The sequence below is a fragment of the Rhodoferax sp. GW821-FHT02C08 genome (assembly GCF_059421805.1).
The window spans coordinates 93,884-110,544 of record NZ_JBWKVR010000020.1; the positions used below are offsets into that span (position 1 = coordinate 93,884).

The 16,661-nt window shown below is 63.5% G+C and carries 14 protein-coding genes; 7 read left to right on the top strand and 7 right to left on the bottom strand.

All coding sequences use genetic code 11. The features are described from left to right. Positions 1-12 precede the first annotated feature (12 nt). Positions 13-1,572 carry a DHA2 family efflux MFS transporter permease subunit gene (locus AC07VY_RS20770; protein ID WP_495099115.1) on the top strand — a complete coding sequence of 520 codons (1,560 nt, stop codon included), beginning with the start codon at positions 13-15 and terminating at the stop codon, positions 1,570-1,572. A 48-nt stretch (positions 1,573-1,620) separates the two neighbouring features. Here the strand turns inward: AC07VY_RS20770 and AC07VY_RS20775 are convergent, their stop codons facing one another. Both AC07VY_RS20775 and AC07VY_RS20780 read right to left on the bottom strand, forming a co-directional pair. Next, a complete protein-coding gene (locus tag AC07VY_RS20775; protein WP_495099116.1) occupies positions 1,621-2,406 on the bottom strand; it encodes a carbon-nitrogen hydrolase family protein in 786 nt (261 codons plus the stop codon). Continuing rightward, on the bottom strand, positions 2,403-4,097 hold the full coding sequence (locus tag AC07VY_RS20780; protein ID WP_495099117.1) for a flavin monoamine oxidase family protein: 1,695 nt from the start codon (positions 4,095-4,097) through the stop codon (positions 2,403-2,405). The genes AC07VY_RS20775 and AC07VY_RS20780 overlap by 4 nt, the downstream gene beginning before the upstream one ends. Positions 4,098-4,176: 79 nt before the next feature. On the opposite strand from AC07VY_RS20780, the gene AC07VY_RS20785 reads away from it, so the two are divergent. The 4 genes from AC07VY_RS20785 (at position 4,177) to AC07VY_RS20800 (ending at position 10,635) form a co-directional block, all read left to right on the top strand. Further along, a complete protein-coding gene (locus AC07VY_RS20785) occupies positions 4,177-4,767 on the top strand; it encodes a cupin domain-containing protein (protein WP_495099118.1) in 591 nt (196 codons plus the stop codon). 355 nt (positions 4,768-5,122) lie between these two features. After that, positions 5,123-6,967 carry a PAS domain-containing sensor histidine kinase gene (locus AC07VY_RS20790; protein WP_495099119.1) on the top strand — a complete coding sequence of 615 codons (1,845 nt, stop codon included), beginning with the start codon at positions 5,123-5,125 and terminating at the stop codon, positions 6,965-6,967. Positions 6,968-6,970: 3 nt separating this feature from the next. Further along, positions 6,971-7,369, top strand: a complete 399-nt coding sequence (locus AC07VY_RS20795; protein ID WP_495099120.1) for a response regulator — start codon at positions 6,971-6,973, stop codon at positions 7,367-7,369. Between the two features lie 17 nt (positions 7,370-7,386). Continuing rightward, complete coding sequence (locus tag AC07VY_RS20800; RefSeq protein WP_495099121.1) at positions 7,387-10,635, top strand: EAL domain-containing protein; 3,249 nt, start codon at positions 7,387-7,389, stop codon at positions 10,633-10,635. 29 nt (positions 10,636-10,664) lie between these two features. Here AC07VY_RS20800 and AC07VY_RS20805 read toward each other — a convergent pair whose 3' ends face one another. From AC07VY_RS20805 to AC07VY_RS20825, 5 genes are all read right to left on the bottom strand, one after another. Further along, positions 10,665-11,471, bottom strand: coding sequence for a LytR/AlgR family response regulator transcription factor (locus AC07VY_RS20805; protein WP_495099122.1), 807 nt, complete (start codon positions 11,469-11,471; stop codon positions 10,665-10,667). A 3-nt stretch (positions 11,472-11,474) separates the two neighbouring features. Beyond that, positions 11,475-12,527, bottom strand: a complete 1,053-nt coding sequence (locus AC07VY_RS20810; protein ID WP_495099123.1) for a sensor histidine kinase — start codon at positions 12,525-12,527, stop codon at positions 11,475-11,477. Continuing rightward, positions 12,511-12,801 (bottom strand): 2TM domain-containing protein, encoded by a 291-nt coding sequence (locus AC07VY_RS20815; protein ID WP_495099124.1) that lies wholly within the window; start codon positions 12,799-12,801, stop codon positions 12,511-12,513. The genes AC07VY_RS20810 and AC07VY_RS20815 overlap by 17 nt, the downstream gene beginning before the upstream one ends. Before the next feature lie 33 nt (positions 12,802-12,834). Beyond that, positions 12,835-13,257 (bottom strand): DUF2306 domain-containing protein, encoded by a 423-nt coding sequence (locus AC07VY_RS20820; protein WP_495099125.1) that lies wholly within the window; start codon positions 13,255-13,257, stop codon positions 12,835-12,837. A gap of 82 nt (positions 13,258-13,339) precedes the next feature. After that, positions 13,340-14,707, bottom strand: a complete 1,368-nt coding sequence (locus tag AC07VY_RS20825) for a chloride channel protein (RefSeq protein ID WP_495099126.1) — start codon at positions 14,705-14,707, stop codon at positions 13,340-13,342. 57 nt (positions 14,708-14,764) lie between these two features. On the opposite strand from AC07VY_RS20825, the gene AC07VY_RS20830 reads away from it, so the two are divergent. Both AC07VY_RS20830 and AC07VY_RS20835 read left to right on the top strand, forming a co-directional pair. Beyond that, positions 14,765-15,253, top strand: coding sequence for a MarR family winged helix-turn-helix transcriptional regulator (locus AC07VY_RS20830; RefSeq protein WP_490593281.1), 489 nt, complete (start codon positions 14,765-14,767; stop codon positions 15,251-15,253). 28 nt (positions 15,254-15,281) lie between these two features. Then, on the top strand, positions 15,282-16,535 hold the full coding sequence (locus tag AC07VY_RS20835) for a putative Na+/H+ antiporter (RefSeq protein WP_495099127.1): 1,254 nt from the start codon (positions 15,282-15,284) through the stop codon (positions 16,533-16,535). Positions 16,536-16,661: the final 126 nt, after the last annotated feature.

Here is a 16,661-nt window from a genome sequence, read left to right on the forward strand (position 1 = left end):
GACAGAACTCCCATGCCATCCGCAGATTCTGCGACCGCCGCACCCGCAGCCCCTGACGTCGCCAGGCATCGCGGGCTGGTCACCGTGGCCATCATGCTGGCCACCATCATGCAGACGCTGGACAGCACCATTGCCAACGTGGCCTTGCCGCACATGGCGGGCAATCTGTCGGCTTCGCAAGACCAGATTTCCTGGGTGCTGACCTCTTATATCGTGGCGGCTGCGATTGCCACACCGCTGACCGGCTGGTTGAGCGGGCGCTTCGGACGCAAGCGTATCTTCTTGGCTTCGGTGGTGGGCTTCACCTTGGCCTCAGCGCTGTGCGGTCTGTCCAACTCATTGACGGAGATCGTGTTGGCGCGCTTGCTGCAGGGCTTGTTTGGCGCGGCTTTGGTGCCCTTGTCGCAGTCCATCATGCTGGACACCAACCCCAAGGAAAAGCATGCCCAGGCCATGGCGATCTGGGGCATGGGGGTGATGATCGGCCCCATCCTCGGGCCTACCTTAGGTGGTTGGTTGACCGACAACTTCAGCTGGCGCTGGGTGTTCTTTGTGAATATTCCAGTGGGTATCTTGTCCTTCCTGGGTATCAAGGCCTACATCCGCGAAACCGCCATCCAGAGCAAACTGCGTTTTGACGTCTATGGCTGCATCGCGCTGAGCCTGGCGATTGGTTTGCTGCAGATGTTCCTGGACCGCGGCGAGCTACTGGACTGGTTCAGCTCCACAGAAATCGTGCTGGAGGCGGCAGGCGCGCTAGTCAGCTTTGCCTTCTTTATTGCGTTGACGGTCACGGCCCGGGGCGCCACGTTCTTCAATGTGCAGCTGTTGAAAGACCGCAATTTCGTCACCGGCCTGACGCTGTACTTCATGGTCGGTCTGCTGCTGTACGCAACCCGCGCTTTGCTGCCACCGCTGCTGCAGTCGCTGATGGGCTACCCGGTGGTGACGGCCGGCCTGGTGATAGGCCCCAGCGGCATAGGCACCATGCTGTCGATGATGGTGGCGGGGCGTATTGCGACACGGACCGACCCACGGGCCCTGATTGGGCTGGGTTTTGGCCTGACCGCGTTTTCGTTATGGCAGATGTCGGGCTTCAGTTTTGATACCGGCGAATCCGCTGTGGTCTGGTCGGGTTTTATCCAGGGCCTGGGTTTGGGCTTTGTGTCGGTGCCGCTGACAACCATCTCGTTTTCCACCCTGAATCCGATCTACCGGTCGGATGGCACCTCCATCTACAGCCTGTCGCGCAATATCGGCAGCAGTATTGGTATCTCGGTGATGCAGACGGTATTGACCCGCAATACCGCGTTGTTCCATTCGCAGATGGTGGAGCACATCAACCTGGCGAGCCCGGCCGTCCAGGCCGGCCTGCCCACCGTCTACAACCTGGCCACGCCGCAGGGTTTGGCCGCCTTGAATAGCGAAGTCACCCGCCAAGCTACTTTTCTGGCCTATATCAACGACTTCAAGATCATGATGGTCGTCACCTTGCTGTCCATGCCCTTGCTGCTGTTGATGCGTAAGCAGCGCCGCACGGCACCACCGGTGGACGCGCACGTGGTGGAGTGATGTGTGAGCGAAATATGCCTCCAGCGCAGGTTTTATCTGCGCTGGCAGCTATGGATTTAATAGTAATTTCACGTGGCAGTTCAAGGTGCGACCACGGGCCAGGCCGGTTCGCGTCACCTCTGCCAGTAGCAGTTCGGCGCCACGCCCTGCGTGTACCAGACCAGCGCCATCGGCGGCTGCCACGCAGCTGAGCCCGCCATAGGCCAGCTCGCCTTCCTGCCCGCAGAAGTTGGCGTAGGCTACATACAGCTGGTTCTCGTAGGCACGCGTGGCTACCAGGTGCTGCGCCACGAAGTCGAAGCCCTGCATATTCGCTGTGGGCACCACGATCAGGTCAGCGCCTTGCAGGGCCAGGCGGCGGGTGTTTTCGGGGAATTCCACGTCGTAGCAAATCAGCAGGCCGAGCTTCCAGCCATGGAGTTCGAACAGTGGCTCGTCACCCGCGCCGGGGCTGAACATGCTGCGGTCCAGCGCGCCGAACAAATGGGTCTTGCGGTACGTGCCCAGCGTGCGGCCTTGGGCATCCACGCATTGGGCAGTGTTGAAGATGTGGCCGGCGGCATCGTGCTCGGGATGGCCGAAGACGATGGCGATCTGGTGCTGGCGGGCGATGGCGGCGACGGCCTGGGCGCGCGGGCCGTCTGCCGCTTCGGCCAGTACTCTGGCTTGGGTGGCACCGATGTTGTAGCCGGTCAAAAACATCTCGGGTGTGACCAGCAGCTGCGCGCCGGCCGCGGCGGCATCGGCGGCGGCGTGGTCCAGGCGCTGCAGATTGCCCAGCACGTCGCCCGGTTGGGATGCGCACTGCAGCAGGGCCAGTTTCAGATCGGTCATTCGGGCAGCTCCATCGGGCCAATCTCCTTGAACACATCGCCGGGGCCGGGGTTCTCCGCGTGGGTCTTGCCGCCAAAGTGGTGCAGGATGCCCCACACCGCGTTCAGCGAGGTCTGCACCGCGCCTTCGACCCACGCCGGCGTCCACGACACATCGTCGCCGGCAATGAAGATGCCGCGTTGGGCGGCGGGCATGCCGTCCTGCATGAAGTGGGCAAACATGCGCTGGTTGTAGCGGTAGTGGCCGGGCAGGGCGCCTTTGAAGGCACCCAGGAAGTGCGGGTCGGCCTCCCAGGAAATGGTGATCGGGTCGCCGATGATGTGGCTGGCGATGTCAACGTTCGGGTAGATCTTCTTCAGCGCATCCAGGGCCAGCTTGACGCGCTTTTCGGGTGGCTGGGGCAGCATCTTCAGCGCGTCGCCCATCCATGCATAGGACAGGCAAATCACGCCGGGCTTGCCTGGCCCGTTGTCGAACAGATAGGTGCCGCGGGTCAGCCGGTCGGTCAGCGTCATGCTCATGGTGTCGCGGCCGGTGACGGGGTCTTTGTCCTTCCAGAAAGGGCGGTCCACCATGACGAAGGTTTTGCTGGACTGCATGTAGCGGGTGCGGTCCAGCGCCATCCACATCTTGTGTGAGAACAGCGATTCCTCGCAGGCGATCTGGGTGGTCAACAGCCAGCTTTGGCAGGTGGTGAGAACGGCCGCATAACTGCGCTTGTCGCCCCAGCGGTCGGTCACGGCAAATTGTTTATCGAATGGGCCATCAGCCTGGCGGTGGATGGCGGCGACGCCGGCGCGCGGGGCGCCGCCGTGCAGGCTGGCCAGGCTGGTGCCGGCGGGCCAATGCGCCATCTTGTCTGGCGCGTGCTGCCACAGGCCCAGCGGTACCTGGTCGGCACCGCCTTGGATCAGGCGCTGCTCGTCGTCGCAGTTGGTCATGACTACGCGCAAGATTTCGAGCATGGAGTTGGGGAAGTCCGAATCCCAGCCGCCGGTGCCAAAGCCGACCTGGCCGAACACCTCGCGGTGCTGGAACGACAGGCCGGCGAAGGCCTTGGAGGTGGCCACGAAGTCGTAGAAAGTGCGGTCGTCCCACAGCGGCACCAGCTTGTTCCACAGGGCCTTGAGCGCGGACACGTCGCGGCTGCGGATGGCGTCCTGCACGGCCTGGAAACTGGCGCCGTCTTCCAGCGCCTGGCTCCAGGCGTCGGCGACTTCCTTGAACATGGGCGGCAGATCGGCCAGTTTTTCGGCGTAGTAGGTCTGGCCTTCCAGGTCCACCACAGTGCTGCCGGAGGCGGGGGTCAGCGGATTCGGGAAGGGTTGCGACGCCAGCCCTAGCTGGTTCACATAATGGAAGAACGCGGTGCTGGACACCGGGAAGCGCATGCCGCCCAGCTCGGCGATCACGCCCTGGCCGCCCTCGAAGGGCTGCGAGCGCAGGCGGCCGCCCATTTTCGAGGCTTCGTAGATCACGGGCTTCAGCCCCAGCTTCATCAGCTCGTAGGCCGCCACCATGCCGGCCATGCCGGCGCCGACGATAGCCACCTCGGCACCCAGGTGCTCGGCGGGCAGGCTGCCCAGGCCGGCCGGGTGGCGAATCCAGTCGTCGAAAGCGAAGGGAAAATCGGGGCCGAAGATGGTGACCGGCGGCTTGTCGGACGGGGCGGTGGTGTGGTCTAGTGGCATGGCAACGCTCAAGTGATCGGTATAAGCGTATATTTTGCTCATAATATTGAGCAAGCGGGTAACAATTTAGGAAATATCCATGGCAGATGCCCAGTTTGATGTGGGAAGCCGCTTGCGGCAAGTGCGCACCCAGGCGGGCTGGTCGCAGCGCCAACTGGCGGAGCGGGCCGGCGTGCCGTCCAGCCAGATATCCACGATTGAGCAGAACAAAAGCAGCCCCTCGGTGGCCTCGCTGCGCAAGATATTGAATGGCATTCCGCTGACCATGGCGGAATTCTTCGAGCCCGACCAGACACCGACCGACAGCGTGTTCCATAGCCCGGCCGACCTGGTGGACCTGACCTCCCGCCTGACCCAGCACGCCCCCGGCGCCAGCGGCGACCGCACCTTGACCTTGCGCCAGGTCGGCAATGCGCGCGCGCACAACCTGCAGATACTGCAGGAGCGTTACGAGCCAGGGGCCGACACCGGGGTGGACATGCTGGAGCACGCCTCGCACGAGGGTGGCATCGTGCTGTCGGGCGAGATCGAGTTGACCGTGGGCGAGCAGGTGCGGGTGCTCAAACCGGGCGACGCATATTTGTTCGACAGCAGCCTGCCGCACCGCTTTCGCAACGTGGGCGACCGGCCAGCAGAAATCGTTTCCGCCTGCACGCCGCCGTATTTATAGGATTTGCTATTGAATAAATAGCGTCTTGCGCAGATTCTATCTGCGTAAGAGGCCTATTTGGCCTAAGAATTTTTGTCCTAAAAAGATAGCGCAATGTGTGCCGCGGGATGGTGCGGCCGGTATCCCCCATTTGTGGGACTGATGTTCTTCGATGCTCTGGACGTATCGCGCGCGATAGTGTTACAACGAGTCAAAAGGGCTGGCGTATTGCACACCTTTGTGGCGCCAGCAGACTTGCTTGCTGGGGCGTATGCATGGGGACCGAGAGCACACTGAGTCTGAAAGGAATTGCGATGGGCCAACAGCTGTTGTTCTGCGTAGACGTGCAGTCAGGCGTTCTGGTGGCGTGCACTGCATGAAGCTGGATGCCAGCGATCCTCTATGGGTCTTGAACCCGGACGCACTGTTGACCATCACACCGGATGGCCGTGTGCTGCAGTGGAATCCGGCCGCAGAATTGCTCTATGGTTACCGCCCCGACGAGGCCGTGGGCCAGTCCTTGGTGGCGCTGGTGGTGCCCCATGACCACGTACAGGAAGAGCAGGGCCGGCTGGACGATGTGCTGCGTATGGGGCTGGTGGTCTACGAATCATTGCGTCGTCGCAAGGACGGCACCCTGGTGCATGTCAGCGTGTCTACCCGCGCGGTCTACGGTGAAGATGGCAGGTTGGCGTACTTTCTGTCCAACCAGAAGGACGTCACGCACCTGAAGGTATTGCGTGATGCCAAGCTGGTACAGGCGCGCTTCCTGGACCTGCTGGAGTCCACGCCGGACGCGATTGTGATGGTGAATGTGACGGGGCGTATTGTGTTGGTCAATTCTCAAGCCGAGAACGTGTTTGGGCATACGCGTGCCGAGTTACTCGGCCAGCCGGTGGAGATTCTTCTCCCCAGCCGTTTCCGCAGCGCCCACCTGGGTCACCGTGGAGATTTCTTCAAGCAGCCGCGTACCCGCACCATGGGGGCGGGTCTGGAGTTGTATGGCTTGCGCAAGGGCGGCGAGGAGTTCCCGGTCGAGATCAGCCTGAGCCCTCTGGATACCGAAGAAGGCACGATGGTGATGAGTGCCATCCGCGATATTTCGGACCGCAAGAAGGCCGACCAGAAGTTCAAGGACCTGCTGGAGTCTGCCCCGGATGCGATGGTCATCGTCAACCGGGACGGCATCATGGTGCTGGTCAACTCCCAGGCGGTGCAGCTGTTTGGCTGGACCCGCGACGAGTTGCTGGGTGAACGCATCGAACTTTTGGTGCCCGAGCGCTTCCGCCTCAAGCACCCGGGCAACCGGTCCGGGTTTTTTGTGCAGCCGCGGCCCCGCTCCATGGGCGCCGGGCTGGAGCTGTTTGGCCTGCGTAAAGACGGCTCGGAGTTTCCTGTCGAAATCAGTCTGAGTCCGCTGGAGACGGAAGACGGGTTGTTTGTCTCCAGCGCCATCCGCGACGTGACCGACCGCAAGCTTATTGAGCAGACCCTGCGCGACAAGAATCGTCAGCTGGAAGAGACCGCCTTGGCGAAAGACCTGTTTTTCGCCAGCATGTCGCACGAGTTGCGCACGCCTTTGAACGCCATCATTGGCTTTACCGGCACCTTGCGCATGAAGCTGCCCGGCCCACTGAATGCCGAACAGGACAAACAGTTGCAAATCGTGCAAACCAGCGCACGCCACCTGCTGTCGTTGATCAACGACCTGTTGGACCTAGCCAAGCTGGGCGCCAACAAGATGGATCTGACCTTGGAAACAGTGGACTGCAGCGCGTTGCTGGACGAGGTGGGCGCCGCCCTGCGCCCCGAGGCCGACAAAAAGGACCTCGACTTCAGTCTGCATCTTCCGCCCGCTGCGCTGCTATGGCACACCGACAGTCGGTCGTTGAAGCAGATCGTTATGAACCTGCTGGGCAATGCCATCAAGTTCACCGAACGTGGAAGCGTGCACATGCGTCTGGAGTCGCGGGTGGGGCCGAATGGGCCTACCCTGTTCATCAGCGTGGAAGACACGGGCCCCGGCATTCCGGTGGAGGACCAGGGGCTGCTGTTCGATGCCTTTTCCCGCCCCAGGGCGGCCAATAAGCGCAAACTTGAAGGCAGCGGCCTGGGCTTGCATCTGAGCCGCAAGCTGGCCGAGGAGCTTGGAGGCCAGCTCAGCTTCCATAGCGTCCATGGCCAAGGTAGCACTTTTACTCTTGCATTACCGGAGGGATAAGCCGTGCCAGCTCGTATTTTGATCATTGAGGACGATGATTTCAGCCGGGATCTGGTGCAGTACCTGTTGCATGCTGCGGGCTATGTCACGCTGGATGCGGTGGATGGTGGCGTGGGCTTGCAATATGCATTGGAAAAGAACCCTGATCTCATTCTTTGCGATTTGCAAATGCCGGTGCTCAACGGCTACGATGTGATCAGTCGCTTGAAAAACGACCCGCACTGGCGCCAGGTTCCCATCATCGCCCTCACTGCCTTCTCCATGGCGAGCGACCGGGACAAGGCTCTGGCGGCCGGCTTCGACGACCATGTCACCAAACCCATAACCCCGGAGCACTTTATCCAGCAGATCGAGTTATTGCTGCCCCCCACTTTGCGTGCTTTGCGGCGCATAGATACATAGAACGCTGGAACTGACGCATGGCAAAAATATTGGTGGTGGACGACCAAGCTCCGAACCGTGAACTGCTAGTTACCCTGATTGGCTACACCGGGCACCAAGCCCTGGAAGCATCGGATGGCGCCGAGGCTCTGGCCATCGTGCGGGAGCAGCGGCCTGACCTGGTGATTTCGGACATTCTCATGCCCACCATGGACGGCTACGAGTTCGTGCGCCAGCTACGCGCCGACCCGCTGGTGGCGGCCACCGAGGTGATCTTCTACAGCGCGCACTACCGCGAGCGCGAGGCACGCAACTTGGCCAAGAGCTGTGGCGTGACGCGCGTTCTGGTCAAGCCCAGCGAGCCCGAAGAAATCTTGCGTGTCATAGAGCAATCTCTGCAGCGGGTGCCTGAGCCCGTCGCGCCACCGGATGTGGAAGCCTTTGACCGCGCGCATCTGCAGGTGATGACCGACAAGCTGTCCGAAAAGTTGGATGACCTGCGCGCCACCAACCGCCGCCTGGAAGCCCTGAGCACGCTCAATCTGCACCTGGCATCGGAGCAAGACCCCTACACGCTGCTGGACAAGGTGTGCCGTGGCGCCCGTGATTTGATGGGGGCCAAGTATGCCGTGTTGTGCGTGAACGGCAAAAACGGTGGCCCGGCCGTGTTCTTCACCAGTGGCATAGACCCCAGCTTGCTGCAGACGCTGGAGCACCCGCATGTGGAAACCGGCGCTTTGGGACTGGTGTATTCCCGGCGCCAGTCCGTGCGGATGGACTGCCCGGGCGGTGAGCCCACGGCCATAGGACTGCCGGCCAACTACCCGCCGCTGCACAGCTGCCTGCTGGCCCCGGTGGCATCGATTTCACATTGCTACGGCTGGATTTGCCTGGCAGACAAACTGGGTGCCGGCGGCTTTAGCGAGGAAGACGAAAGCATGGTGGCCACCATGATGGCCCAGGTCGGTCGTATTTACGAAAACGGCAGCCTCTACACCACGGTACGCCAGCACGCAGAGCAGTTGCAGATCGAGATTACACAGCGCCAGCTGGCCTCAGAAGCACTGCAGGCCAGTGAAGAGCGGCTGTACCGGGCGCAGATACTGGCCAAGCTGTCCCACGTCATCACCGGACCACAGGGTGTGGTGGAAAGCTGGCCTGACACCTTGCCGCCTTTGTTGGGTCTCAAGCCCGAAGAAATGGTGGACTCTGCCCGCGCCTGGTTGACGCTGGTGCACCCGGATGACCGCGCGCTGGTCAGGGCCAAGATGCAGGAGGCCGATGCGACTGGCACGCGGGTGGACTTCACCTACCGCATGCGGCACAGCAATGGCTCGGTGATCCATATCCGCCAGGTCACAGAGCAATTGATGGACTCCGAGGGGCGGCCAGTGCCGGTGCGCTGGTTCAACACCATCCAGGACGTAAGCTACCAGAAGGAGGCCGAGCGCCGTATTCAGCGGTTGAACCGTGTGTACGCGGTGCTCAGCGGTATCAACACGCTGATTGTGCGTGTGCGCAAGCGCGATGAGCTGTTTAACGGAGCCTGCCAGATTGCGGTCGAGCATGGCCGTTTTCAGATGGCGTGGCTGGGCGTGGCGGACTGGCATGCCATGCAACTGATTCCGGTGGCCTGTGCCGGGGCACCTCCGGATTTTTTGGCCTCCTTGCAAAACCGCTTCAGCCTGGAGGAGTGTGCTCCCATGGGTACACCCATCTCCGTGCGCGCAGTGCAGGGCAAGCGCCCCATTGTGATCAACGATATGCAGGAGTACGCAGGCAGCTTGTACTTCCTGCAGACCATGGACCCGAGCGTCCGCTCCCTGGCCTATCTGCCACTGATGGTGTCCGACAAAGCCTTGGGGGTGCTGGTTCTTTCGGCAGACGAGACCGGCTTTTTTGACGACGAGGAAAAGCTGCTGCTGACCGATCTGGCCGGTGACATCGGCTTTGCCATGGACCACCTCGACAAGGAGGAGCGGCTCAACTACCTGGCCTACTACGACGTCATTACCGGCCTGCCAAACCGCAGCCTGTTCCTGGAGCATGTCAGCCAGCATTTCCGCCCGCATGACAGCGGCAAGAGCGTGCTGGCCATTGGTCTGGTGGATATTGAGCGCTTCCGTGTCATCAACGACACCATTGGGCGGCAAGCTGGCGACGCCTTGCTGCGCCAGGTGGCCGAGCGCATCCGTGCCAGCCGCGTGGGGTTGGACGCCGTGGCGCGGGTGGGGGTGAACTGCTTTGGCGTGGTGGTGCATGACCAGCGTGACGAGGGCGCGGTCGCGTTGATCCTGGAGCAGTTGTTGCGCGACTGCTTTGCCAAGCCCTACCTGGTGGACGGCACCGAGCTACGCATCGCCGGCAAAGCGGGCATTGCGCTCTACCCTGTGGACGGCAACGATGCGGAGATGCTGCTGCACAATGCCGAAGCAGCGCTCAAACGGGCCAAGAGCTCGGCCGAGTCTGTGCTGTTTTATGCACCCGAGATGGACACCCGTGTGGCCAAGGCGCTGGACCTGGAAAGTAGGCTGCGCACGGCACTGGAACTGGGACAGTTCGTGCTGTATTACCAACCCAAGATCAGTCTGGTGAATGGCCTGCTGACCGGTGCCGAGGCGCTGATACGCTGGAACGATCCGCAAACCGGCCTGGTGCCACCCGCGAACTTCATTCCCCTGCTGGAAGAAACCGGCCTGATTTACGAGGTGGGTCTGTGGGCCATGCGCCAGGCCATCCAGGACAATATGCGCTGGCGTGCCGAGGGCCTGACGCCCGTGCGCATTGCCGTCAACGTATCGCCCCTGCAATTACGGCACCGCAATTTTGTGGCCGCGGTCCAGCAGTCCATCAGCGTGGACGACAAGGCGGCGGCCGGACTGGAGCTGGAGATTACCGAGAGCCTGATCATGGACGACGTGCAGACCAATAGCGAGAGCTTGCGGGCGATACGCGCCATGGGGGTGAGCATTGCCATCGATGACTTCGGTACCGGCTATTCCTCGCTCAGCCATTTGTCCCGGCTGCCGGTGGACACCCTGAAAATCGACCGCTCCTTTGTGCTGGAGATGGTGGCCGGTCCGCAAGGCCTGGCCCTGGTCTCCACCATCGTCACCTTGGCGCATTCCTTCCGCCTCAAGGTGGTGGCAGAAGGGGTGGAAACCAGCGAGCAGGAGCGTCTGCTGCGCCTGTTGGGCTGCGATGAAATGCAGGGCTATTTGATCAGCAAACCGGTGCCGGCCGATGTCTTCGAGTCCCGCTACCTGGCCCAGCTGGCCAGCGGCTGAACGGCGGCTGAGTTCGCGGGCGGGCCACCCTACATGGCTTTGAACAAGTGCGCGTACAGGCGGCTCACGGCCAGCTTTTCGGGCCTGGCACGCAGCGTGAGCTGTAGCTTGCCGCTGGCGTCGCGCAGCACGCTGTCTATGCCCTGGGCCTGCACCACGGTGCCACGGTGTACCTGCCAGAAGCTGCGTGCATCCAGCTGCGGCAGCAGCTCCTTCAGTGGCGTGCGCAGCAGGTATTCATGCTGGGCGGTGAGCACGCGCACGTATTTGTCGGCGGCTTCCAGGTAGACCACTTCGTCCACTGGCACCAGGCGGATGGTGTTGCCATTGCTGGCCTGCAGCATCTTCAGCGGGGCCGGTGTAGCGACCGCCGGGCTACCCAGCAGGGCGCGCAGTTGCCCCAGCGTGGTTTCCAATTGGTTTGCTTCCAAATGTGTAGCGGCTGGCGCAGATGCCACCAGCGCCAGCTGCAGTTTTGCCACTGTTTTTTGCAGGCGGGTGGTCTGTACTGGTTTCAGTAGATAGTCCACCGCCTGGGCCTCGAAGGCCTGCACGGCGTAATCGTCGAACGCAGTCACAAACACCAGGGCGGGGAAGGGCGTGCCTCCGGGCCACTGGTCGGCCAACTCGGCGGCGGCCTCCAGTCCGTCCAGGCCGGGCATGCGGATGTCGAAAAACAGCAGCTGGGGCTGCAGCTGCAGGGCCTGGGCCACGGCGGACGCCCCGTCGGCCACGCTGGCGACGATGCGCAGTTCCGGCCAGGCCTGGGCCAGGGCGGTTTGCAGTGCCTGGGCCAGCAGGGGTTCGTCTTCGGCGATCAGGGCGGTGGCGTGCATGCTTTATTGATTTATGAAAAATGAGGCTCTAGCGCAGGTGCCACCTGCGCTGGTGGCTATTAACTCGATAGCAGATTGGGGGCCGTAGGCGGTCGTCAGCTGTTCGCGCGCCAGGCCCAGGCCGAAGCCGCCACCGGCCGCTGCGGAGGGCATGCCCGCTGGCGGCAGGCCTGCGCCGCTGTCCACCACCTCCAGCAGCACATGGTCGCCGCTGCGCCGCGCGCTGACCAGGATGCTGCCGCCCGCCACCTGCGGCTCCAGGCCGTGGCGTATGGCGTTTTCTACCAGCGGTTGCAACAGCAGGCTGGGCACGGGCAGGTCGACCAGCGCGGCGGGTAGGTCCAGCGTGTACCGCAGGCGCGGACCCATGCGCACGGCCATCAGCTCCAGGTAGTCCTGCAGGCGGGCGAATTCGGCGCTGAGCGGGTGCATGGTCTGGCGCGACGCGCTCAGCGTGGCGCGCAGAAAATTCACCAGGCGGTCCAGCATGGCAGTGGCGCGTGCCGGGTCCAGCGTGATCAGCACGCGCAGATTGGCCAGGGTGTTGAACAGCATGTGCGGCTCCAGCTGGGCCTGCAGCAGCTGCAGCCGGGCCTCGGCCATATGTAGCTGCTGGGCGGCGTTACGCTCCCGCGCCTGGCGCAGCAGCAACTGGCTGATAAAGTAGTAGGTGCCGCCGGCGCCGGCAACCAGGCTGAGCACGAGGTAGGGCAGGCGGGCCAGGCTGTGCCAGTCCAGTGGCAAATCCAGCAGCAGCCGGGCCAGCACACTGCCGCCCAGGTAGCCCAGGAGCACACCGGCCGGCACGATCAGCAGCAGGCGCCGCCATTGGCGCTCGATGTCGCAGACCCAGAGGCGCGACACGGGTTCTATCGCCGCCCAGATGCCCAGGCCTATGCAGTGCGAAAACACCAGGTTGCTGGCCAGGTCGTAGGGGCCGGCCAGCGTCAGGCCCAGGGCGATCAGGGTGTTCAGTGCCAGCGCGGGGACCAGTACGGCCAGCACACGCGGCAGGGGCAGGCTGCTCAGGCGCATGCGGCTAGTTTTGCCGCTCACGCTCACGTAGCAGGCGTGCGCGCTCCTGCTGCACCAGGCGTTCACGCCAGCCGCTGCCCGGTGGCAGTACGAACACCACCAGGCCATGGATCAGCAGACCCAGGCCCCAGCCAAAGGCCGAGGTCAGCACAAAGTGCCGGCCGTTGTAGAGCGACAAAAAGGCCAGCCCAGTGTTCACCACCAGAAACACCAGAGCGTGGATGTACCAGCCAATCTTGCGGCCCGCGCGCCGGCGGGCCAAGGTTTCCAGATCATCGTAGTGGTCAGCAGACATGGGGGCTCCGGGGTAGGTGGGGATTGTGCATGCTCATAGCCAGCCCAGCCACTGGTCCCACACCAGTTGGCCTAGGGTACGCCGCGGCAGCAGGGTCAGCAGTCCGGTCACCACGCAGGCTACGAAGTACAGCCTCTGCATGACACGGCGGTGGGTCGCAATATCGCCGCCTGCCAAAGCGTGGAATGCGCGAAACAGGAAGACAGCGATGACCACGACCAGCAGGTGAATGGGGGTGTACCCCGCCACGTTGGGCAGCTGGAAATCGCGGATGAACAGCGCGGACGTGGCGGTGATCAGCATCAGCGTCACCCAGGCATAGCCAAAAGCCCGGTGCAGGCGTGGGCGCTGGCTGCGGCCCTTGCGCGCCCACAGGGCGACAGGGCCGGTGGCCACGGCCAGCAGGGCGGCGGTCATGTGGACGGCGATCAGGGGTGTGAGCGTTGCAATCGGCATGGCGGGCGGCAGTGAAATGGCAATGCCCGCACTGTGCCGGCGGCCGCGCGCTACGGCTAGCGGGCTGCGACGAACTGCAGATTCAGTGGTGCAAGCTGCTGCTATGCGGTGTGGGTGGCATAGGTAAAGGCTCGGGCAGGCGCTCCAGTTGCAAATTTGCCAGCGACGCGTAGAGCGGTGCGCTGACCAGGCGTGATACCCCGCTGGCCACCAGCGCGCTGGTCATCAGGCTCAACACCAGGCCGTGGCCGTCCACCATCTCCATGACGATGATGAAAGAGGTCATGGGTGCCTGGGTCACCGCCGCCAAAAAGCCCACCATGCCCAGGGCAATCAGGGTGGGGGCGTTGGCATAGTGGGTCAGTTGCGCGATGTCGTTGCCCAGCGCGCCGCCAATTGCCAGCGAGGGTGCAAAGATGCCGCCGGGCACGCCGGCCCAACTGGTGATCCAGGTGGCGCAGAACTTCAGCAGCACATACAGTGGCGCCAGGGCCGATGCATCGCCTGCGCCTTCCAGCATGGCCCGCGTGTGGCCGTAGCCGCTGCCGTAGGCCGTGCCCTGGCTGGCGCAACCCAGCAGCGCCACCAGAAAGCCGCAGCCTGCGGCGAAGCCCACCGGTGACTGTTTGCGCCAGCGGCTGAACCGGTCTTTGGAGCTGCCCGCCAGCGACACCGCCAGCAGCCGCGCAAACAGCCCGCCCGCGGCACCACTCAGCACCGCCACCAGCAGGCCGGGCAGCAGCAGGGCCCAGCCCAGGTTCTCCACCCGTATCACGCCGAAGTAGGTGGCGTTGCCGTAGACCGACACGGCCATCAGCCCGCTCAGCACGATGGCCGCCAGCACCAGGCCATTGCTGCGCTGCTCGGGCTTGCGCGCCAGCTCTTCGATGGCAAACATCACGCCGCCCAGCGGGGTGTTGAAGGCCGCGGCGATGCCGGCAGCGCCGCCGGCCAGCAGCAGGCCGTAGTCGGACACGCGGGCACCGCGCGGCAGCCAGCGCCGAGCATGGTGCATCACGCCCGCAGCAATTTGTACCGACGGGCCTTCGCGCCCCAGCGACAAGCCGGCCAGCAAACCCCAGGCCGTCAGCAGCATCTTGGCTACCGATAGGCGCAGGGACACAAACAGCGCCCGTGCACCCGTGGGCACACCGGGCGTCATGGCCGCCATCACCTGCGGAATGCCCGAGCCCGCCGCACCAGGCGCAAAGCGCCGCGTCAGCCACACAATGGCCGCCGTGCAGGCCGGCGTCCACAGCAGGGGCAGCCACCAGGCATATTGGTTTAGTTGTGAGAAGTACGCTAGCGCATGCTCCGTCAGCCAGGTGAAACCTACCACGATGAGCCCGGCGAGTGCGGCAAAGCCCAGCACCACCGCGCGGCCGGCCCATAAGCGCCAGTCGGCGACCTCGCGCTGCAGCGCGGAAAAAACACGGGGATGTGGGTCCATGGGGGAGGGGGTGGAGAGGCAGTGCCTGATTTTATATTGCCCCAAATATAATTAGACATGACCCGTAAAAAGCAGACCGTTGTGGACCCCGCCAGCACCGCCCAGGTGCTACGCCGCTTTCGCGTGGTGTTCAACGCCGTGCGCAGCCATTTCCAGCAGGTGGAGAACCAGGTGGGCCTGGGGGGCGCCCAGGTGTGGGCGCTGGGAGTTGTGCGCGACAGCCCGGGCATAGGTATGGGGGCTTTGGCCCAGCGCATGGACATCCACCAGTCCACCGCCAGCAATCTGGTCAAAACCCTGCAGCGCAAAGAACTCGTTCAGCTGGACAAGGCGCCCGAGGACCGGCGCAATGTGCGCCTGACCGCGACGCCCGCCGGCCTGGCCGTGCTGCAGCAGGTGCCCGGCCCGTTTGAGGGCGTGCTGCCGCAGGCTCTGGGTAAACTGCCTGCAGCCAGCCTGCAAAGGCTGGACCAGGATTTGGCCGAGCTGATAGGGCTGCTGAAGGCCGATGAAGAGGCAGGCAGCATTCCGCTGGCCGAGCTGTGATGTATCCAACCTACTTACTACCCATGCCATGCAAGCCTCACTGATACAGACCGTCGCCGCCGCCTTGTTCGCGCTGGCGCTGCTGCACACCTTTGCCGCCAAATGGTTTGAGGGCCTGGCCCACCGCCACCCGCGCCATGCTGGCTTGTTCCACATCCTGGGCGAGGTGGAGGTGGTGTTTGGCCTGTGGGCTTTTGTGCTGGTGGTGGCGATGGCGCTGCTGACTACAGGCGCCGAGGCGCTGGCCTATGCCGAGTCGCGCCACTACACCGAGCCCTTGTTTGTTTTCGTCGTGATGGTGGTGGCCGCATCGCGCCCGGTGCTGGCGCTGGTGCAAAGCAGCTTGATGGCCGTGGCACGTCTGGTGCCTTTGCCCACACCGGTGGTGTTGGCCTGGTTGGGCCTGGCCCTGGTGCCGCTGCTGGGTTCGCTGATCACCGAGCCGGCGGCCATGACGCTGGCCGCGTTGATTCTGGCGCCGCTGGTGTTCCGCCAGGGCCCGCCCGTATGGCTGAAGTACGGCGCGCTGGGCGTGCTGTTTGTCAACGTGTCGATTGGCGGCACGTTGACCTCGTATGCCGCGCCGCCGGTGCTGATGGTGGCGGCCGCCTGGCAGTGGGACAGCGCCTTCATGGCCAGTACCTTCGGCTGGCGCGCCTGCGTGGCGGTGCTGGTGAATGCGACCGTGCTGGTGTTTCTGCTGCGCCGCCACTTGCACACACCTGCCGCGGGCAGCGTGGGTCCTGGTGCGCCGGTGCCCTTGCTGGTGAGTCTGATTCACCTGGGCTTTCTGGCTGCGGTGGTGGTGTTTGCGCACCACCCGGTGGTGTTCATCGGCCTGTTTCTGTTCTTCATCGGCTACACCCAGGCCTATGCGCAGCACCAAAGCCCGCTCATTCTGAAAGAAGGTTTGCTGGTCGGCTTCTTCCTGGCCGGGCTGGTGGTGCTGGGCGGCATGCAGCAGTGGTGGCTGCAGCCCATCGTGTCCAGCCTGGCGCCCACGGCGCTATTCTTTGGCGCGCTGGGGCTGACCGCGCTGACGGACAACGCGGCGCTGACCTATCTGGGATCGCTGATCGAGGGCATCTCCACCCAGTCGCAGTACATGCTGGTAGCCGGTGCCGTGGCCGGCGGGGGCTTGACGGTGATTGCCAATGCACCCAACCCGGCGGGTGTGGCGCTGCTGCGGCGTGGTTTTAATGAAGAGTCCATCGGCGCACTGGGCTTGCTGGCTGGGGCGCTGGTGCCTACCGCCGTGGCGGCAGCCATGTTTTTGCTGTAGATTTGATAGCAGCTGGCGCAGGCAATACCTGCGCTAGCAGCCATTTTTGCCTGATTAGCTACTTGCCTCAGAGTATCGAAGAACAGTCAATGGAAGTGGCTGGGTCGTCACAGCCGCGCGCAGCAG